Source organism: Thermoplasmata archaeon (assembly GCA_038874435.1).
GTDB lineage: Archaea > Thermoplasmatota > Thermoplasmata > Lutacidiplasmatales > SKW197 > SKW197.
The window spans coordinates 20040-41976 of sequence record JAVZCK010000014.1; the positions used below are offsets into that span (position 1 = coordinate 20040).

At 42.9% G+C, this 21937-nt stretch carries 16 protein-coding genes and 1 tRNA gene; 9 read left to right on the forward strand and 8 right to left on the reverse strand.

Annotated features, from left to right (window positions below; translation table 11 throughout):
- Positions 1-130 precede the first annotated feature (130 nt).
- Complete coding sequence (locus tag QXD64_06410) at positions 131-2677, forward strand: hypothetical protein (protein MEM3396948.1); 2547 nt, start codon at positions 131-133, stop codon at positions 2675-2677.
- 203 nt (positions 2678-2880) lie between these two features.
- Here QXD64_06410 and QXD64_06415 read toward each other — a convergent pair whose 3' ends face one another.
- The 5 genes from QXD64_06415 to QXD64_06435 all read right to left on the reverse strand — a co-directional run bounded on the left by QXD64_06415 (position 2881) and on the right by QXD64_06435 (position 10249).
- Positions 2881-3783 carry a ribonuclease Z gene (locus tag QXD64_06415; GenBank protein ID MEM3396949.1) on the reverse strand — a complete coding sequence of 301 codons (903 nt, stop codon included), beginning with the start codon at positions 3781-3783 and terminating at the stop codon, positions 2881-2883.
- Positions 3784-3829: 46 nt separating this feature from the next.
- A complete protein-coding gene (locus QXD64_06420; protein ID MEM3396950.1) occupies positions 3830-6055 on the reverse strand; it encodes an amino acid permease in 2226 nt (741 codons plus the stop codon).
- A 53-nt stretch (positions 6056-6108) separates the two neighbouring features.
- Positions 6109-6927: a D-aminoacyl-tRNA deacylase gene (locus tag QXD64_06425; GenBank protein MEM3396951.1), complete on the reverse strand. Its 819-nt coding sequence runs from the start codon at positions 6925-6927 to the stop codon at positions 6109-6111.
- A gap of 17 nt (positions 6928-6944) precedes the next feature.
- On the reverse strand, positions 6945-7502 hold the full coding sequence (locus QXD64_06430) for a hypothetical protein (GenBank protein ID MEM3396952.1): 558 nt from the start codon (positions 7500-7502) through the stop codon (positions 6945-6947).
- 143 nt (positions 7503-7645) lie between these two features.
- The gene (locus QXD64_06435) at positions 7646-10249 is read right to left on the reverse strand and encodes a tetratricopeptide repeat protein (protein ID MEM3396953.1); all 2604 of its coding nucleotides are present in this window, start codon (positions 10247-10249) and stop codon (positions 7646-7648) included.
- A 156-nt stretch (positions 10250-10405) separates the two neighbouring features.
- On the opposite strand from QXD64_06435, the gene QXD64_06440 reads away from it, so the two are divergent.
- Entirely contained in the window at positions 10406-10879 is a 474-nt protein-coding gene (locus tag QXD64_06440; protein ID MEM3396954.1) for a zinc ribbon domain-containing protein, read from the forward strand.
- Between the two features lie 71 nt (positions 10880-10950).
- Here the strand turns inward: QXD64_06440 and glmM are convergent, their stop codons facing one another.
- A complete protein-coding gene (gene glmM, locus QXD64_06445; GenBank protein ID MEM3396955.1) occupies positions 10951-12312 on the reverse strand; it encodes a phosphoglucosamine mutase in 1362 nt (453 codons plus the stop codon).
- A gap of 45 nt (positions 12313-12357) precedes the next feature.
- A complete protein-coding gene (locus QXD64_06450) occupies positions 12358-13704 on the reverse strand; it encodes an FAD-dependent oxidoreductase (protein MEM3396956.1) in 1347 nt (448 codons plus the stop codon).
- A gap of 116 nt (positions 13705-13820) precedes the next feature.
- Here QXD64_06450 and QXD64_06455 point away from each other — a divergent pair.
- From QXD64_06455 to QXD64_06485, 7 genes are all read left to right on the forward strand, one after another.
- A tRNA-Val gene (locus QXD64_06455) sits at positions 13821-13893 on the forward strand.
- 66 nt (positions 13894-13959) lie between these two features.
- Positions 13960-15081, forward strand: coding sequence for an NAD/NADP octopine/nopaline dehydrogenase family protein (locus tag QXD64_06460; GenBank protein ID MEM3396957.1), 1122 nt, complete (start codon positions 13960-13962; stop codon positions 15079-15081).
- A gap of 1 nt (position 15082) precedes the next feature.
- Positions 15083-16702, forward strand: coding sequence for a cobalamin B12-binding domain-containing protein (locus tag QXD64_06465; GenBank protein MEM3396958.1), 1620 nt, complete (start codon positions 15083-15085; stop codon positions 16700-16702).
- A 5-nt stretch (positions 16703-16707) separates the two neighbouring features.
- A complete protein-coding gene (locus QXD64_06470; GenBank protein ID MEM3396959.1) occupies positions 16708-18090 on the forward strand; it encodes an asparagine synthase-related protein in 1383 nt (460 codons plus the stop codon).
- A gap of 59 nt (positions 18091-18149) precedes the next feature.
- A complete protein-coding gene (locus QXD64_06475; GenBank protein MEM3396960.1) occupies positions 18150-20852 on the forward strand; it encodes an HAD-IC family P-type ATPase in 2703 nt (900 codons plus the stop codon).
- 26 nt (positions 20853-20878) lie between these two features.
- Complete coding sequence (locus tag QXD64_06480; GenBank protein ID MEM3396961.1) at positions 20879-21496, forward strand: helix-turn-helix domain-containing protein; 618 nt, start codon at positions 20879-20881, stop codon at positions 21494-21496.
- Complete coding sequence (locus tag QXD64_06485; protein MEM3396962.1) at positions 21474-21650, forward strand: DNA-directed RNA polymerase subunit K; 177 nt, start codon at positions 21474-21476, stop codon at positions 21648-21650. The genes QXD64_06480 and QXD64_06485 overlap by 23 nt, the downstream gene beginning before the upstream one ends.
- A 3-nt stretch (positions 21651-21653) precedes the next feature.
- Here QXD64_06485 and QXD64_06490 read toward each other — a convergent pair whose 3' ends face one another.
- Positions 21654-21878 carry a hypothetical protein gene (locus QXD64_06490; protein MEM3396963.1) on the reverse strand — a complete coding sequence of 75 codons (225 nt, stop codon included), beginning with the start codon at positions 21876-21878 and terminating at the stop codon, positions 21654-21656.
- Between the last annotated feature and the right edge of the window lie 59 nt (positions 21879-21937).

Sequence of the window (21937 nt, forward strand, 5' to 3'; positions counted from 1 at the left end):
CCAATTTGAAAATAGGTTTTCTTAGTATATATATTTAAATCGTGATTTCACGGTTTGAAATTATCCTAAAAATCTATGGCTAATGCACAGGTTGAAATTTTATATACCTTTACTTCAATCTAGGTTTTAGATGCATAAGCTTCTGATCAACCGTAGAATGGTGGTTCTCTACTATCTTCTGAAGTTTGGTAAATTTGAGTATACAGAGGGCATTGTATCTTTGAGAGACACTACACCAGAAGCAATCGCAAGAAATCTAGGTCTCAACCTCAACCATGTCAGTACATCACTTAAGGAGTTGCTAGATGCAGGACTTGTGGAACGACGAAAACTGCATGTGCCAGGTGAAAAACTAAAAAAATATGTCTATAGAGTGACTGAAAAGGGTGCAATTGCAGGCAAGGATTTTGAAACAATAATCGGAAAAACCCGTTTTTTCTACATTGATCAAAACGAGGAAGGTACTGCAACAATCCCAGAGCTTGCTGAGAAAACAGGACTAAAGATTCTTGACATCTTGGTCTCCGCAAGAGATGATAAAATCCATCTAGAGAGGGCGAGATTCCATGCGAGTGTGGCCCTTACCATGCCAAAATACTTCAACCTACCACTTTATGGACGTGAGAAAGAACTGAATATCTTATCTCAGTTTGAAAACGATGCAGCAAGAATCTGCATTATCAATGGAATAGAGGGCACGGGAAAAACCAGCATTTTAAGACGTGCAATTGCGGGCTACCAGAAACGGTGTTTTATTTTTGAGGTAAAAAGACATTATTCCGCAACCCTTCAAATGTTTTTCCAGCAGTTCTACAAATTCCTAAATGATAAAAGAATAGCCGCGCGCCTACCTGATGTATGGGACCTTGAAAAGTTGAAAGCGGAGGTAATAGAGAACGCTAAAAAACTGAAAATTGTTGTTGCAGTGGACAATTTTGAGGAGGCGGAGGCACCATTGAAGGCGTTTTTGCTGCAACTTGCGGATGCTCTCATTTCACTTGATGATGGAATGAAATTGATGATTGCTTCCAGCAAAAGAGTTGCGGTGAACCCACTTACAATTGGTCAAGGCAAAGTGGTTCTGATTGAACTTGAGCCTCTTAAATATCCAGATGCTGCGAAAATGCTGGTGAATAAGGGGTTTTCACAAGAAGATGCAAAGAAGCTCTATGAATTGACACATGGATTACCTGCGCTCCTCGAAATCGCCACGCCTGGTGATATATCTAGGCCAGAGTTGACACGTGATTACCTTGTCGAACAGATAATTGGGAAGTTGGGAGAGGTTGGAAAAACTGTGCTAGAAGCGGGGTCGCTCTTCAACGTCCCATTTGAGCCAGAAGCTGTATTCACTGTCATCGGAAAAGAGTCGGAAATTGACTATGATTTGATAGACAATCTTCACGAGATTTTTCTGTTGAAGAAGGATATTGCAGGAAGGTACGCGGTCAACGAATTTGTGGCGTCTGTAATCAAAAGTAAAATGCCAGAACAGAAAAAAGCAGAGTTCCACATCAGAATCGGAAAATACTATGAACGCACGGGCCGCAGGGAAAAACTGCCACTTGCGCTCTACCATATGGTCTCATCCTCTAACTTAAAAGAAATTGAGGATTTCATTGTTAGAAACAGATACTTGCTCTTGAACTCACAAAATCTGGCAGCCATCGAAGAAACCATAGAAGGACTGCTGGCAAAATTGAGAGAAAGAAACATCATTTCCCAGCCCATTTTGCTGTTCTATGGAGAAGTACTTGAGGCGATGGGACTGTGGCGAAAAGCGGAACCCATCTATGAACGATTGAGTGAACATAATCCTGCTGCCTGCTTAAAACTTGCTGCTCTGCTTGTTCGTGAGAATGCCACCATCCAGAAAACAAGGAAGTTTATTGAAAAAGCGAGGACAATGTGCAAAATGCATGAGAACCAGGAATTACTTGCTGAATATCATTACATAGAAGGACTCCATGCAGAGCATCAGAACAACCTTGCTGATGCTATGGAGCATTACAATACTACAATTGAGATTTGCAAGACGCTACATCTGCCTGTAGTAGAGACCTATGCCTGGGTTGGTTTAACCCGTGTGAGCTTATTTGCAGGGAGAATAGGTGAAGCAATGGAATACTTAGAAAGAGCTAAAACACTCATGCTGCTAACAGATGGAAGCATCGAACGTGCCCTCCTTCAGCTGGCGATAGCAGGTGCCTATAGAATTGTTGGTGAGAACGGTAAGGATGTTGAGGAATACAAAGAGGCATTGAAACATGCAGTAAATGCTGGAGAGAAAAGGTTGATGGCTGCAGCATACCTGGGACTGTCTGGGAGTTTGATAGGGCTTGGGGATTATCCAGCAGCAAAGGAGTATTTTTTGAAGGCTGTAGAGTTGAGAACTGAGATCAACGACTGGCACATGGAGTTCACCCTCGAGGCCCAAAGGTTATGTTTTGTAGATGGAGAGAAGGAAGCGGTAGCGTCAATTAAACAACTTGCTGATTTGTTGAAAAACCCTGTTGACCATAACTTTGCTGTGAGAATGACCCAATGGTGCATTAAGGTGCTTGAATGGAAATTCGGCGATAGAATGCCAGCTGAGGCAAAACTACTGTTTGGCTTTCTTGGTAAAAAAAATAAAAATGGGGAGAAAGGAGAAAAAATTTTCATAGGGAATATTTAAATACTCCATCAGTATCCCGGTATCCAAGGCGGTGGTGCACCTGGTCCATTCATTTTGCATACCTCCCATGGACATATGTGCACCCCGTCTCATAAATGTAAAATGTGATTTCACGAATTAGTTTTATATAGGAGAAGAGAGGCCAGAGCTGTTATGATACTTAGAACAATTTTCAAACAAGTTTTTCCAATTTTACTAAACACTTAATCTTCATATTTCAATTCAAGTGTCTCCAAGTCCTGAGGAGCAAGAGTATTTTGAAAAATCGCCTTTGCCTCTTCAACCAACAGTCCCACATCCTTGTACCTCTGGCTGTAATGGATTAATGCCAACATCCTCGCATTGCACTTCATTGCAATTTCTGCCGCCTGTCTTGCAGTGCTATGCCCAAATGTGTTGAGTTTCTCCTCGAGGTCTGCAGTACCTGTAGCATCGTGAATCAGCAATGAGCAATCTCTTACCATTTCAAAATCCCAATCCGGGGTGGTATCTGTACAATAAGCCACAGAAATGCCCAGTCTGGGCGGTCCCATTACCATCTCAGGAACTATCTCTCTTCCACCTATCTTTATTCTCTCCCCGTGCTGCAGTTTTCCATAGAACCTTTTTGGAATCCTAAGTTTTTCCGCTTTTTCTGGGTAGAATTTGCCTGGGCGTTCCTTTTCAATGAAAATGTAGCCGTTTGTTGGTACCTGATGGTCTAGTTTTATGGCCCTAACACTGAAATTCTCACTTGCTACAATTTCACCCGGCCTCAACTCTTTTGTTCTGACCTCAAACTCAAGACCATAGTAGCCAGTTTCAAGCATGCGCTTAATTGTTTCTTCAGTCCCAGACGGCCCATAAATCTCAAGTGGCTCAGTCCTTCCAAGCAATCCCATAGTCTGTAACAGGCCTGGCAATCCAAGAAAATGGTCACCATGAAAGTGCGTTATAAATATCTTCTTTATCTTCATGAAACTAACTGTGCTTTTCATTATCTGTTTCTGGCAACCTTCACAACAATCAAAGAGCACAACTTCGTTTCCTCGTCTCACTGCGACCGAGACAGTATTTCGCTCTGGTGTTGGCACAGTGCCTCCAGTGCCTAGGAATATTACTTCCATCACTCCAAAAAAGGGATGGGTCTATATTTTACTTCGCAAACTTTTCTTAGTGGTGCATCATTGCAATTTGCTCACCACTCAGTTTTTCTTCCTCCTTGTACTTGTGCACGAAGAAAACACCAAACTTTGCTTTCTCAATTGAATAAACTTTTGTTCCGAGCAGATATTCAACTACATCCCAGATGTCATCAGAATTCATTATCAAGAAACCTGTGTTTATACTCTGGAGTTTGTGCTTGACTTCACTGAGCACCAGATAAGAACTTCGCACGGGGATTGACGCACGTTTGAAACTACCCTCTATACTTGCAAACATCTCCATTGCTACATCTATTCGTTTTCGTTCAGGCACCACATTCAAGATTTCCACTTCTGCACTGTATTCTTTAGCAACTAAGTGTGCAATCTTGATGGCAATGCTCAAATCTGAACCGAGTTTATTCACAAGCGTCACTTTGTTTGGTACTTTGCCACGTGGCGGCTTGTAGATTATTGTATCTGTCTTTATTTTCTTTAGGAGCGCTGGTAGATGCGTTCCTAAAATAAAGCCCTTCTTAAATCTGCCTCTCCACCCAAGCATCACAAGGTTTGCTTCAACCTCTTCCGCAAAATCAGCAATGGCATCTACAAAAGAGTGGGAGACACCTATAAAGTAATCTGATGAGATATCATACTTTCTAGTAATTGTCCTTAGCTTTTCAAGCTTCTTTACGGTGTCCTCTGCGTCTCTGTAACCGATGCTTTTGATTGAAACTTGCCTTGGAACCTCAATTACTGAGTAGAGAAGAACATCTCCCTTGTTGTTCCTTGCAATTTTGGAGGCCATGTGAACCATCGGCTCCACCCTGTTTTCTGGGGGCACACAGACAACGACACTGTATTTTTTCCTGTCTATCCTAATCATCTCTCCTAGCACACTCCGTTCCTCCCTCTCCTCTACCCTCTTCTGCCCGCCCCCAAAATAATGCACTATTGCTCCGATCTCAATCCAAATAATTGCGAGATACCAAGCTACCTGGCTAAAGGAGTATATCATTACCGCTATGATGAACATAGATATTATCGCAAGGATTGGAATAAGCGGGAAAAAAGGCACCCTGAAGGGCTTTTTCACATTTGGCTCCCCGTATCTTAGCAAAATCCAGGAAATATTTGTAAGGATGAATAGCAACAAGAACATAATGTCCGCTGCAGCCACAATATCCCTAATTGGAAGGACAATTGCAATGAATCCTATCAGGCACGCGGAAATCAATGTAGAGATGTAAGGAGTTCGTAATTTGGGATGCACTTTTCCGAAGAGCTTTGGGAATGTACCATCCCTTCCCATTGCGAACGAAACCCTTGCTGAGGAATAGATTGTGGCATTCAAAGTGGCAGTTGTTCCAATTAACAACCCTATAATCATTATGCCAGCACCGTATTTAGGAAGTACTTGCGAGAACCCACCAATTACAGCAAACTCACCCATTGCAGCAATTTCATTAACAGGACTTATTGCTAGAAGTGCAAAAAGGAGCCCAACATAAAGGAGCATTACAATTCCTACCGAAAGTAAAATGGCTCTGGGAATGTTTTTCTCAGGGTTCTTTACTTCCTCTGCGGACTGGGCAATTATTTCATAACCTTCAAAGGCAATGAAGAGGACGCCCATGGCAACAAAGATGCCGTTTACATCAGGAAGAAATGGCGTGAAATGGCTCCATGCGTCGGGATTGCGAAAGAGAGCAAAAACACCCGCAACGACAAAGAAAATGATTATCGAAATCTGGGAAAGGGTGATTATAGTTTCTGTTCTACCAGTGGTTTTTGAGCCCAGAATGTTGATTGTGGTGAACACAGTTAGCACAACGAGGATGAGCAATTGTTTGAAAAACGGAAAATCAATTCCCACGCCATAAATAGTGATGAGCCAGTCAATTCCCATTGCAAAGACCACTGTGTAAAATGCGCAAGCGATTGTATGGCCAAACCATGATATCCAGCCACTAACAAAATCAAAGGGCTTGGGTAAGCTCTTTTTAATCCAAAGGTAGCCCCCTCCTGCTTCGGGATAACTCGCACCCATTTCTGCATAGCCCAGGGCAGTAAGCAAGGTAACAAGGGCATTAAGGAAAATCACAATAATTGCAGCAGGGCCCGCCAACTCTATTGCTGTCCCTGCTAGAATAAAAATGCTTGCTCCTGTCATCGCTCCCACACCTATCATTGTTGCTTCTAGGAGCCCGAGGTCCCTACGAAAAGAAAGCTTTGGTGTGAGTTGACTTGGCATCCAAGTAAAGATAGGATGGAGGTATTAAAATGCTGTGCAACCTCCATCTCAGTTTAAATGGGTTCAAAGTCGTTGCTGGAACAACAAGGAATAGAAAATGAGCGAAGTAATTCTTCAACTTTTCGTAGGTTCTCCTTTTTCAACCCTTTTTCATGAATGTAAACATAATCTGGTTTCGGCTTTGACAGCACCCTCTCAAGTGTCTCTGTTGTAAGTGTAGGTATTGCGTATTCTGGCACCATATGGGCGAAGTTGAGCTTTTTTCCGTGAACCATTTCTGTAAATCTCGGTGCGTAATGTCCGCCACCGAATCCCACAATCACGGGATACTTTGTCTCTTCCAGTGCAAGAACAGTTCTTGCGATAACCTCTGCAGCTTTCTGGTCTCTCCATCTCTCCTCATTACTCCCTATTTCTATGAACATTATTGGAGTTTCCACAAATGGACCATGGTGTGTTACCTCGAGCGAAATTTTGTAGTCCATTCCAGCCCCGAGCAAAAACAGCTTTCGCAGAGCATTGCCCATAAGTTCTGGTGCTGCAGGAGCAAAATCAAAGTCCCGACCTCCAAACTCTGCCTTTGAGAAATTCCCGATAGGATGTACTGTCAATGTAGGAATTCCTGTCTCACTCTTATGCCTTGAAAGAACAATGATTTTCTCAAACTCAAGTCCAGAATTTCTGACTGCAATGTCAAACTGCTCTGCATATATGTGTAGGTTTTTCATCGTGACCAAGAAAAGGTGTTTATGCTTCCAAACGGGATTACCGTCAAATTGCTCGCCTAGAACTTCCCAGTCAACAAGGGAAAGGACTGCATCGCGAATAGTCATACTTGCTCTATCTGGTTCTGACGCTACTAGAAGAAACATTCTCTCACAGTTCTGAATTACTGCTTTTTCTTTCCATTGGCAGATTTTTTTGTTTCTGGCTTCTTTTTCTGTTTAACTGCTTTTTCTTTGGTCTTTGTGACACATTTTTCAAGCATTGCCTCAAACTCACCAGACACATAAAGTAGGAAAAGCATTGACTTCATTAGCTTCTCAAACTCTTGCTCTAGATTTTCCTCGTCAGTTAAATCCAGAAAACCATGGTCCACTAGCTTTTCAAGGGTAACATAACCAACTGCTTCCATCAGACGAATCTCATCTGCACTCACAATGTCATCAGAGACCACTTCAATTTCTCCACCATCCACCTCACTCATTTTCTCGTAGACTGCATTTTTGAAGTCTGAAGAAAAAAGGTCTGTCTCCATTTCTTCCGGTTGGAGAATGCCACATCTTGTAAATTTCTCAAAATGTTGCCCTATGGTGTCAATATCTGTGCCAAATTCCTCAGCCATCTCTGCCAGTTCTCTGAAAGCTTCAAATTCGCCCTCATCTTCCTTTTCAACATTCTTTTTTGTCTCCTTCTTTTTCTGCGGATTCGATGTTTTTTTCCTCATAATTGGGCAAGGAGCATGATGTATATAATTCTTTTTTTATGTGTGATGTGTGGGAGGTTGTCATATTCGCCAAGGAAGTGTACTGAATCATGTATTTGTCCGTGTGTGAAAAAGAGTCCTATTCTGATCTACTCCAACCACCTTCAGGTCCCTACAGTATCACAGTTTTTCTTCTTACCTCCCTCATTCCCATCTAACTTCTGAAGTTCCTCTTCTATAATTTTTACAACCCCAACTGCACCCATCTTTCTGTAAAATTCCAGGGTGCTGCTAAAGTATTTTTTTGCCTCTTCAGCCCTACCCATTGCTGCATACAACCTCCCAAGAGTGAATTCCACATCTTTCACATAACTGGGATTTCGTAGTGAGCGATAGATCTCTATTACCTTCAGCAACAGTTTCTCGGCCTCTCCATAGTTCCTAGAAGCAAGATGCACCTCAGCTAAACACCACATTGCTTCCCCGATATTGACCTTGCTTTCTATAGATTCAGCCACTTTTAAACTTTCCTCTGCATACCAATATGCTTTATCCAGTATCTCAAGATTTGTATAGGCCTCCGCTATTCTATTCAAAATCTGCGATATATTGTTTTTGTCTCCAATTTTACTAGCAATTTCTAAGGCCTTCTCATAAAATTCAATTGCCTTTTTAAATTCCTTCTCAAAACTGTATGCCCAACCAATGTTACGGTAGGCATACATCATAATAGAAAGGTCACCAGTTCTCTGGGAAATTTCTATGTTTTTTTGATAGAGTGCCAGCGCCTTCTGGATCTCTCCCCTTTGCACATGAAGAACTGCAAGATTATTGTTAATCCTGGTAATGCCCACGAGGTCCCCAAGCTCTTCGTAAATTTTTCTAGAAGCCTCATAATACTGGAGAGTTCTCTCTATCTCTCCCATATCATGGGAAATTATCGCTAGGGCATTGTAGGCATCAGCAATTCCATTCTTGTGATTATACTTTTCCCTAATTGCAAGCGACCTGTAAAGGTATGCTTCACCACTGTCTAACTCACCGAGATCAATGTACAGCCGCCCCATCTTGTAAAAGCAATCACCAAGTATCTTCTCATTCCTCAATTTCTGGCAAATCTCTAAGCACTCCCTGAACCTATTCTTTGCCATCTCCAAATCGCCCATCTCATGGTAAACCCTCCCCAAACTCATCAATGCAGATGCCAAGCCCTCTATAGAACCCACACTTTCCATCATCTTCTTTGCATCTTCCAGGAGTCTGAGTGCCTTCTCGCAATGGCCAATTGCATGGCACGGTTCACCAATTTTTATGTAAAGCTCAGCTCTCTCTTCACATCTTTCTGTGTATTTCAAAGCCTCTTCGTAGTACAAAATCGCATCTTTTAATTCCCCAAGTAGGATATGACAATCACCCTGCATTCTATATACCTTTCTAAGGGCACTTCGTTTTACCTTGTCATCATTATTCCTCTCTAGAACTTCGAGGATTTGGTTGCAGTAAATAAGGCATTCCTTAGATGCAAAATTTTTCAGGGAGTATTCTGCTACACTCATAAGGTATTTCACGCTTTTCTCAATCTCACCAGCAATTTTATAATGTGTTCCAATTTCTCCATGTAGTTTCACATTCTCTCCGTACCTCTTTTCTAGGATTTCGCCAGCTCGCCTATGAAGAACGCGCTTTCTTGAAGTTGTCAGTCCTGAGTAAACTATATCACGAACAGGAGTATGCAAAAATCTAAATGTTTCCTGGCTTCCAGGAATTCTTTCGAAAAAACCCAGACGCACAAGTTTTTCAAGGAGTTGGTGCAATTTCCCTTCTTCCATGCTCAGAACTTCTTTTAACGTCAGATATTCAAAGATTCTGCCAATTACCGCTGCAGCTCCTAAAACCTTCCTTTCTTCCTCATTAAGCAATTTTATCCTAAACTCAATTATTGCCTTCATGGAGGTGGGCAACCCTATCTTTTCTAACCGGGTTGTTAAGGTCCGTGTGTTAACATCAAAAAGCTGTCGTTCCTTTATTGCTCTACCGAGTTCTTCAATAAAAAGGGGATTCCCACCAGTTTTTTCATGAACAAATTGAACAAGCTCCAAAGGTATTTTCCATGTGCCTAAAATTGAACTAAGAATTTTTGATGTGCATTCTTCCACAAGTGGGCTGAGATGGAGGAGAGTAACCCCCTCCGCAGCTAAAATCTGCGACAGTATCTCTTCAAAATACGAATTTGGAGTTGTTTTTAAATGCTCATCTGGATATGCACACATTAGCACAATACTTAGATTATTTACATTTCTAGCAAGATATATGAATAAGCTTAAGCTGCTGCTATCTGCCCAGTGGATATCGTCGAGGATGAACAATACTGGCTGCATCTCGGTAATTTCTCCTAATCTAGCTCTAATTACCTCCATCATCCTAATTTTTTCTCTCGCAAGGTCCGTAAGCTCAAAATACTCCTCTTCGCCGGGAATTAAGCCCAATGGCGAATATTTTGGTACATGTGTAGTTTTCGTAAAATATCCTTCAAATGCTTCTATTATTGGCAAAAAAGGAAGTGCCTTTTCATCTAGACACTGACTGTGTAAGATGGCATAACCCATACCCTCAGCGAGTTTTGAAGATTCCCGAATCAACCTTGTTTTGCCTATACCAGTATCTCCCGAAATTAGGACCACGCACCCTTTTTTCGTCTTTATTGTTTGCTGAAATACCTCTTTCAGAACTGCAATTTCTTTTTCCCTTCCCACAAAGGGTGTTTCCATCCTTTCTCTCTATCCCTTCCACCTAAATTAAATTAACTGTATTTCAAAAAAGTCGGCAACATCTATGAATCCGCGTGCTACCCTGGAATACAAATTCACAATACTGTAGCATAATCTTAAATACCCGAACGCTATCCCTAGCAACAGAGGTTTACCATGTTCGGAAAGAAAAGTGCCTTGATCGCAGGACTGGCAGGGATTACAGCGATACTAGGACTGAGCATGAATGCGAGCGCACAATACGAGTATCTTGGATGCATGACAGGAGCTCTATGTTTCCTACCGATTATCTGGCTGGTAATCTGGATCCTCATTGCGATCTGGGTTTACAAGGACGCAGAGAAGAGAGGCATGAGTGGAATACTCTGGCTGATAATTGTAGTGCTTCTCGGACTTATCGGTCTGATAATTTACATTGTGGTCAGGAAGCCAGAGCAACCACAGATGCCAGCAGCACCTCCGCCGCCACCACCCGCATACCAGCAACCCCCACCTCCGCCACCGCCCGCCTACGGAGCACCTCCGCCACCGCCGCCAGCAGCACCAGGCATGGCACCATGCCCGTACTGCGGCACACCGAACCCAACAACAGCAACAATCTGTCAGAAATGCGGTGCAAGGCTAAGGTAAATAAAAAGAAATTTTTTACCTTATTTTTTATTTTGATTCTTGTTTTGAATTAGGATTTAAACGAATTAGGTTTAAACACTCTTTATTATTTCCTCAATCAGCTTTTTATTTTCTTCGCTCAACTTTTTTGCCCTCTCCATGGTTTCAGCTTCTGCATACACTCTGTAAATAGGTTCGGTGCCAGAAGGTCGCACAAGCACCCAGGCCTTGTCAAACATAATTTTTACACCATCTGTAGTGTCAACCTTCTCATCTCTGTAATATTCCACGAGCTTTTTTAATGCTACCTCCTTTTTTGCATCAGGGCACTCAACCTTTGTCTTCACTTGAGCATACTTTGGCAAGGAATCGATGAGTTCAGAGAGTTTCATGCCTGTTTTTGCTAGCACTTCCACCATTTTTGCGGCAGCCATACCTCCATCTCTACAATACTGAAACTCTGGGAATATCATCCCCCCATTTTCCTCTCCACCAAATACTGCATTGTGCTCTATCATTGCCCTAGCTACAATTGGTGCTCCTACCCGAGTGTACAGCACTTTGCCTCCATATGGTTTAACTGCATCTTCAAAACAGAGAGAAGTTGCCACTGGCGTAACAACAAGTCCACCGTTTCTAGCTTTCACCATTTCCCTCGCCATCAGTGCCAAGCTTTTGTCCCCATAAATGTACTGCCCTTTTTCATCAATGAATATTGTTCTATCTGCATCTCCGTCGTGCACCACTGTGAGGTCTGCACCCAATGCGGATGCAATCTTGATTGTATCTTTTAAATTATCGGGTGTTGGCTCGGACTCATGGCCCGGAAATGTACCCTGAGGATGAGAATTGAGCGAGATTACTCTGCACCCAAGTTTCTCGAGCAAGTAAGGAGAAGTAAAACTTGAGGCCCCGTTTGAGCAATCCAATAAAACACTCAACTTTGCTTTTTTTATCGCCTCCAGATCGCATTTGCTTATAATTCCATCTATGTAGTTCTGGTTAGCACCGTTACTCGTCAAAAGTTTGCCAATTTCGTTCCAGGGTTTTGCAACAAATTTCTTTTCAAAGTAAATCTTCTCTATTGCCTCCTCCTTATCTCTCCCCAACTCTGTTCCATCTGCATCAATACATTTTATTCCGTTGAACTGGGGAGGGTTATGTGATGCTGTGATTATCACACCAAAAGTTCCGAAGCCAGTTTTCACAGCATACTGGATTGCAGGAGATGGTGCAATTCCCACATCTACTGTATCACAGCCTGTTGATAGTATACCTGAGATCAGAGCATCCTTCAGCATCTCATTTGAGGTTCGTGTGTCAGTGCCCACAACAACTTTTCCACTTCCACCGAGGAAGCTACCAACAGACCTACCAATCCCTGATGCTAACTCAATGTTCATGTCTGCGTTTACCACGCCTCGAATTCCGTTCGTACCAAATAATCGCGGCATTGCAATCCCTCATGCCTAACCTTTTTTCAGATTAAAAACTTTTCTCTACGCTTTCTTTAACGCAAGTTCTGCAGCTATGCAAACAGGATTCCAGACATCAGAAACTGGTGGAGAGTAGCAAGTGTCCAAATGTACTAAATCACTTGCACCTAACCCCTTATCTATTGCCAATGAAAGCAAGTTCACATAGCCAGTCGCACCCTCATTTGTAACAACTTCTCCCCCTATCAGCCTCAGATTCTCCTTTAGAAACACGAGCTTAAGTTTGATCTCGCTAGCACCAGGAAAATACTCGGCGCGTGTTTTCCAGGGGACAGCAACAGAAATTGTTTCCATCCCTATGTTTCTTGCTTGCCATTCAGTAATCCCCACAAATCCTATCTCTGTATCAAAAACCTTGCTCACCGTTGCATTCAGTGTTCCACGGTAGCACACATTTCCTCCAGCTGCGTTCACTCCTGCAACCTTCCCCTGTCTTACCGCTGCGGTGCCTAGCATTGATAGCACTGGTTTACCAGTAACCCTGTGCAGTGTTTCAACACAATCTCCGGCCGCATAGATGCCTTTCTTATTTGTTTCCATTCTCTCGTTAACTTTTATGCCTCCCGTCTCCCCAATCTCAATGCCCGCATTTTTTGCCAGTTCTACATCAGGCTTTACTCCTGTAGCAAAGACAAGAATGTCACATGGAAACTCTTCAGTTCCCACTATTACTTTGCTCACATTTTCTTCGCCTTCTACTGCTGTAACCTTCTTGCCTAAATGAAACTTAATTCCATGTTTCTCAATTTTTTCCTTGACAAGTTTTCCCATGTCTTCATCGAGTATGGGCTTGAGAACACTCTCGAGTAATTCTATCACACACACATTAATTCCAGCTTTCTTCAATGCATATGCAGTTTCCAGTCCTATTAAGCCAGCACCCACTACAACAGCTCTTTTCGCCTGTTTTACTCTCGCATTTATATTGATTGCATCTTCTATCGTTCGAAGTGCAAAAACCCCTTTTTTATCAATACCGGGAATTTTTGGCAGTACCGGTTTCGCACCTGTGCAAAGAATAAGTGCATCATAATTCTCAGAATTTTCCTTTTGGCTTTCATCAATAAATATAATTTTTCTTGCCTCTGGGTCTATGCTAGTTACTCTACATCTCAATCTCGTACTCACCTTAATGATTTTGAAAAAGTTATCCTTCTGGGTAATGAGGTTTTTTGCATCTGCAATTTCACCATCTATTGTAAATGGAAGGCCGCATCGCGAATAAGGAAGCACTTTTTCGTCTGAAAACATTGTAATCTGGATTTCACGATTTTCTTTCCTTGCATTCATGGCCGCAGAGAGAGCTGCTGCACCTCCTCCTACGATAGCTAATTTCTTGGATTGGTTCATGAACATGAATAATGGGAGGAGGTAAATAAGGATAGTGCGGGAATGTGAAAAAGCATGAGAAGACAGGAGAAGAGAGTAAATAATAAATCTAACCAAGTATTTGGTCGTCTGCCCTCGGGCCGGTAGTCTAGTGGTTATGATGTCACGCTTACAACGTGGAGGTCGGCGGTTCGAATCCGCCCCGGCCCACTGAAGCAAGATTTCCTGCGAAGTTTTATATAAAATGAGGTTATGATGTAGAGGAAGGTGTTGTTGATGAAGGGAAAGAGAAGGAGGAAATCTAATGCAGAGAAACCAAAGGTTGCTGTGCTTGGTGCAGGACATGGTGGGCTTGCAATGGCTGCCCACATTTCAATGATGGGTTTTGAAACAAGAATTTATACGAGAAACGAAGAAAGAATAAGGGCTATTCAGGAGCGGGGCGGAAAAATCGAACTCCAGGGAGTATTACAGGGCTTTGGAGATGTGTACGCAACGCACAATCTAAAAGAATGTCTGGAAGGTGTAGATCTGATAATGGTTGTGGTGCCTGCACCTGGTCATGCCTACTATGCAGAGCACTGTGCCCCTTTTCTTGAAGATGGGCAAATTGTTATTCTCAACCCTGGTCGAACAGGTGGTGCCCTTGAATTTGTAAACATTTTGAAGGCGAAGAAGTGCACTGCAGATGTGATTGTGGGCGAAGCTCAAACACTGATTTATGTTTCCAGGCATACAGATGTAGCACAAGCCCACATATTCCAGATTAAAAACACAGTGGCGTGTGCGACACTCCCGAGTTACAGAACACCTGAGGCATTGAGGATAATCAACAAAATTTTTCCACAATTTGTGCCATCCAGCAATGTGCTGGAGACAAGTTTTGATAACATTGGTGCTATTTTTCATCCAGGCATCACATTACTCAATGCCTCCAGAATAGAAGATGAGAAATCTGACTTTGAGTTTTACATAGAAGGTGTAGGCCCTACAACATCCAGAATCCTTGAGGGAATGGACAACGAGAGGGTGAAGATTGCAAGGGCACTTGGAATCAGAGTCCACACCGCAAGGGAATGGCTCTATCTTTCGTATGACAGTGCGGGAAGAACACTGTATGAGGCAATAATTGGAAATCCGGCCTACCGCGGTGTCCAAGCACCAAGAACCCTTCATCATAGATATCTCTACGAAGATGTGCCATACAGCCTTGTGCCTATGGAGGAATTTGGAAAACTCACAGGTATTGAGACACCTGTTATCAGTGCAATGATCACCCTTGCCTCTGAACTCCTTGGCACAGATTTCAGGAAGGAGGGGAGAACACTGGAAAAGATGGGTGTTAAAAACATGAGTGTGAAAAAGATGAGAATGTACATCACAACTGGAAGGTATTGAGATGCGGAGAATTGTTGGTGCCACGCTTGGAAACTGCATCCATGTGATGGGCTTGCATAGGTTTCTTGAACTTGCTGCCTCGGTTGGCTATAAAACCGAGTTTCTTGGTCAGTGCATCCCTGTGGAAAAGATAATTGATTACTGTAAAAGAGAAAAGCCAGATATCGTGGCATTGAGTTATCGTCTCACACCAGAATCTGCTGAACTAATTTTCAGGGAGATTAAGGATGCAAGGGAAAGGATGCAATTACCATGCATGTTCATTTTTGGCGGCACACCTTCAGTTGCAGAAATGGCAAAAGCATCAGGTGCATTTGATAAGGTATTTTCAAAAGAAAGCCCGATCGACATAATTGCCTTTCTTAAAGGTGTGGCTCAAGGTATGGCTAAAAAACCCAGAGCCCAGACACTCGCTGAACGAATCTCAGAGAGCTATCCCATGCCCCTTATCAGGCACCATTTTGGAAGACCCACACTTGAGGAAACTGTGGAGGGTGCTGGGAAAATTGCTGAAGCGGAGGTGCTGGACATTCTTTCAATTGGCCCAGATCAGAATGCACAGGAATTTTTCTTTGAACCAGAAAAAATGGATAAAACCCATGATGGTGCAGGCGGTGTGCCGTTGAGGAAGCCAGAGGACTTGAGTGCAATTTATGAGGCAAGCAGAAAGGGGAATTTTCCACTTGTGCGCTGTTACAGTGGAACCACACATCTTATGGACTGGGCAAAGTTGTTGAAGGAAAGAATCAATAATGCTTGGGGTGCAATTCCGATTTGCTGGTATAGCGAACTGGATGGAAGGAGTAAGAGAAGGTTGAGAGAAGCAATTGTTGAGAATATGGCTGTGATTAAGTGGCATGCTGAGAACGGAATCCCAGTTGAGGTAAACGAATCCCATCAATGGGCATTGAGGTATTGTTCTGATGTGATTGAGGTTGCAACTGGCTACATCGCAAGCTATATTGCTAAAAAGCTGGGAGTGAAGCACTATGTGATGCAATATATGTTTAACACACCACCTGGAATTTCTCCCGCTATGGATCTGGCAAAGATGCTTGCGAAGCTTGAACTTGTGGAGTCGCTTGCTGATGAGAATTTTGTAGTCTTCAGGATGGTACGCACTGGACTTGCAAGCCTTTCAGCAGATTTTGCAGTTGCCAAAGGACAAATGGCTTCCTCTGTTTTCTTTGCAATGACACTCAAGCCCCACATAGTGCATGTTGTAGGTTTCTCTGAAGGAGACCACGCAGCGATTGCAGATGAGGTTATAGAGAGTTGCAAAATTGCCAGAGGCGCGATAGAAAATGCATTGCTTGGATTACCCGACTTTAGCACTGATAGGAATGTCAAGGAGCGAAAGGAGAAGATTAAGAGTGAGGTAGCTGTGTTGCTTGATGCAATAAAAACCCTGGGTGATGGGAGCGAAGTCTCACTTACGAATCCAGATGTTATTGTAAAGGCAGTGAAGTTTGGATATCTGGATGCACCACAGTTAAAGGGAAGAGAATGTGTTCCTGGCAGGGATGTGACCAGAATAATCAATGGTGCCTGTGTTTCCGTTGACCCTGAAACAGGGGTACCAGTTTCGGAAAGAGACAGGATTAGAAGGATTACGGGGTGAGAAGCTTGACAGGCATTACTGGTGTTGTTGGCTCGCAGGATGAAGAGGTAGTTAAGGGAATGCTGCAGAAAATTAACCACAGGGGAAAAAAACAGACGGTTTTTTCAGACAAAAACCTGGTTGTGGGTATTTGCAGGCATGAATCTGCAGATGCGCCTTTTTTTGAAAAATCTGGCATTTTGTGCGGTGTTGATGGCACCGCAAAACCAGAAGAACTTGCAATGGCTTTGAGGAATAAGTGTTTGAGGAATATTCCAGGCAGTTTTGCCGGGTTTTTTGCAGGCGAGAGATTCATTCTTTTCAGAGACCATTTTGGAGTTAAGCCAATGTATTTTGCTCTGAGCGAGGGAAAGCTATATTTTGGTTCCGAAATAAAGTGCTTCCAGGGGCTGGACGCAGAAAGGGTTGAGTTTGTGAAGCCAGGAGAAATTATTCTCTGGGAGAACGGAAAAATCCAGAGAGAAAGGTATTATGTGCTGAGGACAGGAGAAAAGAAAATAAGTGCCGAGGAATGCATCTCTGGAATTCTGAGGTTGCTGAATGAGGGAGTCGCTTACAATCTTTCCGAGGACACAGGAGCTTTGCTCAGTGCGGGCCTCGATTCTGCCGCAATTGTGTTTTTAGCATCTAAGCGAATAAAGAAACTCAACACATTCGTGGCTGCGTTCGAAGCTGGAAGTGAAGATGCCTTGCTCTCTGAAAAACTTGCGTCAGAACTCGGGCTTGAGCACACTGTGGTGGAATACGGGCTCAAAGAGATGCTGGATGTGCTCCCTGAGGTAATTTATCATCTTGAATCCTTTGATTTTGCTCTCGTGAGAAGTGCAATTCCAAACTACATTGTGGTGCGGGAGGCAGCGAAGCATGTTCGAACCTTGCTTTCTGGTGAGGGCGGAGATGAACTCTTTGCTGGCTACTCCTACCTTGAGAACATTCCTGGAAACCTCAACTCTGAACTCAGGAAACTGCTTCACACTGCCCACAACAATGCCTTCCAGCGTGATGACAGGATGTTTGCTGCTCATGGTGTTGATTGCAGAGTGCCTTTCCTCCATCTCCCGCTTGTTGAATTCGCCTTTGGAATTCCATCAGAATATAAAATCCAGAATGGTGTGAGGAAATGGATTTTGAGGAGGGCGATTGAAAAAGCAGGGTTGCCAGATTACATCGTAAACAGGGAGAAACGGAAATTTTCAGATGGTGCTGGCTCAATGTTTGCAATTGAGGAGTATGTGGAAAACCAGATTTCAGACAGGGAATTTGAGATTGCGAGAAAAGAGCTGAGATTTGTGAGAAACAAGGAGGAGCTTTTCTATTACAGGATTTTTTGCAGTCATTTTGATGGGATGGAACATCTGGTGGGAATTACTGAAAGACCAGAAAGATGAGCACCTGAAAAATTTTTTGTTGACATTACTATTATATATTCTAACTGATTTCAGATTTGATGGCTGTACAAAAATGGTATGCGTTAAATGCAGAGACAGTTGTAAAGAGTTTAGACTCCTCTGAAAAAGGCCTCACATCGGAAGAAGTAAAGAAGAGACTAGCTAAGTTTGGTCCAAATGCACTACCAGAAGAAGAAAGGACTAGCATGTTCAAAATTTTTCTGCATCAGTTTGCAAGCCCTCTTATCTATCTCCTCCTCGTAGGGGGTGCAATCGCTCTTATTCTCTCTGAGTTTGTGGACGCTTTTGTGATTTTTCTTGTTGTAGTATTGAATGCAGTCATTGGATATATCCAGGAATCGAAGGCAGAGCAGAGCATAAGGACCTTGCAGAAAATGGTGGTTCCAAAAGCTAGAGTAATAAGAAACGGGCGAGAGATTGTGATTTCAAGCGAGGAAGTTGTTCCTGGGGACATCGTTATCATTTCTTCTGGCAGCAAAGTTCCGGCAGATATGCGGCTGGTTGAGGCATTAGAATTGAAAATTAATGAAGCGATGCTCACTGGTGAATCCTACCCGGTGGAGAAAAAAACAGAGCCAATTATTGTAGAAAATTTAGCTCTGGGAGACCAGAAGAACATGGCCTTCATGGGCACGGTAGTGGTACATGGGAGAGGGAAGGGCGTTGTGGTCGCCACAGGGAGTGCTACGGTGCTCGGAGGCATTGCTAGAAGTTTAAAGGAGGTAAGAACTGGAGATATTCCGTTGCAGAAAAAAATCTCAGATTTTACCAAGAAGCTTGGGATCCTAGTCATGGGGGCAGTCACTATTCTCTTTGTATATGGGATTCTCACTGGGAGAACATTTAAGGAAATGCTCCTCACTTCAATTGCCACAATTGTAGCTACAATCCCTGAGGGTTTGCCTGTAGTGGTAACAATAGCTCTAGCAATAGGTGTGGCAAAGATGGCAAAAAGAAATGCAATTATCAGAAAACTTCCATCTGTGGAAACTCTCGGGAGCACTACGGTGATTTGTTCTGACAAAACAGGCACATTAACGAAAAATGAGATGACGGTGAAAAAAGTGTATGCGGGCGGTAAAATCTATGATATCACTGGAAGCGGGTATAATCTTGAGGGAAAAATTTTGAGCGATGGGAAGAGGGTGAATCCAGATAGCGAAGAGTACTTGAGAATCGTTTTGAAAATTGGTATACTCTGCAACGAATCAAATCTGAAGGAGGATAATGGAAACTATACAGTGGATGGAGACCCAACGGAAGGGGCGCTGTTAATCGCAGCTATGAAAGCAGGACTGAAGCTGGATGCAGAAAGACAAAAATCGCCACTGCTCTCTATAGTTCCATTTGAGTCAGAGAGAGGATACATGGCTACCCTTCATAAAGAGGAGAATGAGAATGTGATATACATCAAAGGTGCACCAGAGAAAGTGCTGGCCTTTTGTGAAAGGGATTGTAGCGGAAAGGATGTGGAGGGAGAAAAAATTGTGAGAATAACTGAGGAATTTGCAAGAAATGGATTGAGAGTGCTAGCATTCGCATATGCACATGTACCTGGGACAGTAACGAAGATTTCAGACGAGTTGCTCAGTTCTTTACTGAGAAAGAACTTCGTGTTTGCTGGACTACAGGGAATGATCGACCCTCCAAGACCTGAAGCAATCGAGGCGGTAAAAGGATGCAGAAGAGCAGGGATTAGAGTAGTGATGATTACTGGTGACCATGCAATCACAGCCAAAGCAATTGCAGAGATGCTAGAGATTGGAGGTAAGGAGGCAAAGGTACTCACTGGGGCCGAGCTGGATAAAATGAGTGATGATGAACTGTTCAGAGTAGTAGAAGAAGTGTCAGTTTATGCAAGGGTTTCTCCACATCACAAATTGAGAATAACTGAGCAACTCAAGAAGCATGGACACATAGTGGCGATGACTGGTGATGGTGTGAATGATGCACCTGCTTTGAAAGCCGCTCATGTAGGAGTAGCTATGGGCAAATCTGGCACGGATGCTGCTAGAGAGGCAGCCGACATTGTGCTCACAGACGACAATTTTGCAACCATTTTCAATGCCGTAAGGGAGGGAAGAGTCGTGTTCGACAACATAAGAAAGGTTGTGTTTTTCCTGATTCCCACAGGCTTAGCGGCCGTGCTCTCAATCCTTTTTGCAATGATGCTTAACTTACCGATTCCTTATATTGCAGTCCAGTTAATCTGGATAAATATAGTGACAAATGGACTCCAAGATGTTGCTCTGGCTTTCGAGCCGGGGGAAAAGGATGTCGTTGAGAGACCACCCAATAATCCAAAAGAGCCAATAATGAATGATGTGCTAATTGCCAGAACGATTATTGTGGGAACCCTCATTTCAATTGGAGTTATCCTCGTGTTCCAGATTGCTTTAGCTAAGGGTGACAACATAGAGCACGCCAGAACCTTAGCAGTCACAACAATGGTATTCTTCCAGTTTTTCCAGGTGTGGAATTCACGCTCTGAGTGGGAAAGCATTTTCAGAATACCTGTATTAAGCAATAAATTCCTCTTTTTCAGTTTGATGGGTGCTGTGATTGCTCAACTAGCACTAATCTACTTCCAACCATTTCAAGCTGTGTTCAAAACTACTGCTCTTTCGTTAAGTGATTGGCTTATTGTGTTGCTTGTCTCTTCCACTGTGATTGCAGTTGTTGAGATTGATAAAGGTATAAGAAGGATAATGAAACGTAGCAAGGTAGTAACCCTTAAATAGAGGTTATAAATGGGTGGTTAATTACTATGGAACCAAAACAGAAAAAAGAGCTCACAATTGATGACTTTTTAATGCTGATTTACAATCCGCTCCGTAGAAAAATCTTGAGCAAAATAGTCCAAGGGAAACGTTACACTCTTCAACTTGCGAGGGAACTTGGCACAACCCAGCAAGCTGTGATGAAACACATAAAAATTCTAGAAAAGTATGGAATTGTAGAATGCGTAGAAGAGGAGAGTCACGAAGGTCCAAGACGAAAATGTTACTTTCCAACACGTTCCTTTGTGGTATGGATATCGCTCCAGCCCAACCTTTTTGACGAGGTTTATTTTGTGCCAGAATTGGATGAAAATGCAATCTCAGAGAAGCATAAGAAATACCTCAACCGACTTGAGAAAATTGGGCGTGAGGAGGGAGAAGAAAGCATTCGGGAGCTTCGTAAACTTATTCAAGATATTCAGGAAGAAATAAGGGAACTTCAAGAGGAAGAGAAGTCTCTCGTCGCAATTCTAAATACAGCGATGGAGATCGGAAAGAACAAGATCAAGAAGTTGCACGAAAACGAAAGCCAAAAAATGATTTTAATTTCCCTCTACTCTAACTTAAGCGGAGATGATGAAAATGATGAAATATACGAGGTTTGAAAAAGCAAGGATAATAGGGGCGAGGGCTTTGCAGATTTCAATGGGTGCACCAGTGCTGATAGATGTACCAAAAGGCGAGATAGACCCTGTAAAAATTGCAGAGGCAGAATTTGAAAAAGGCGTGATTCCGATCACAGTAAAAAGGATTATGTGAGCCCTATTCTACAGTTTCGATTCTAAAATAAACTTTCTTGCCCTTCAGAGCAGTGTGAATCTTATCTGCAAACCAGAGTGAGTCCTTCACAGTGGCCTTTCTATCCCATTCGTACACAAAATCATAGTAGCCCTTAACTGGCTTGAATCCAAGACCTTCTAACAAGTCGGCTACTTCTGAAAAGGTAGCTCCATCGGAGTGAAGTTGGAGAGTTATGTATGTCCGCATCTTACCACTATTTATCCCGAATTGTGCCATACCAAATAAAAGTTTCGCTCCCGAAGAAG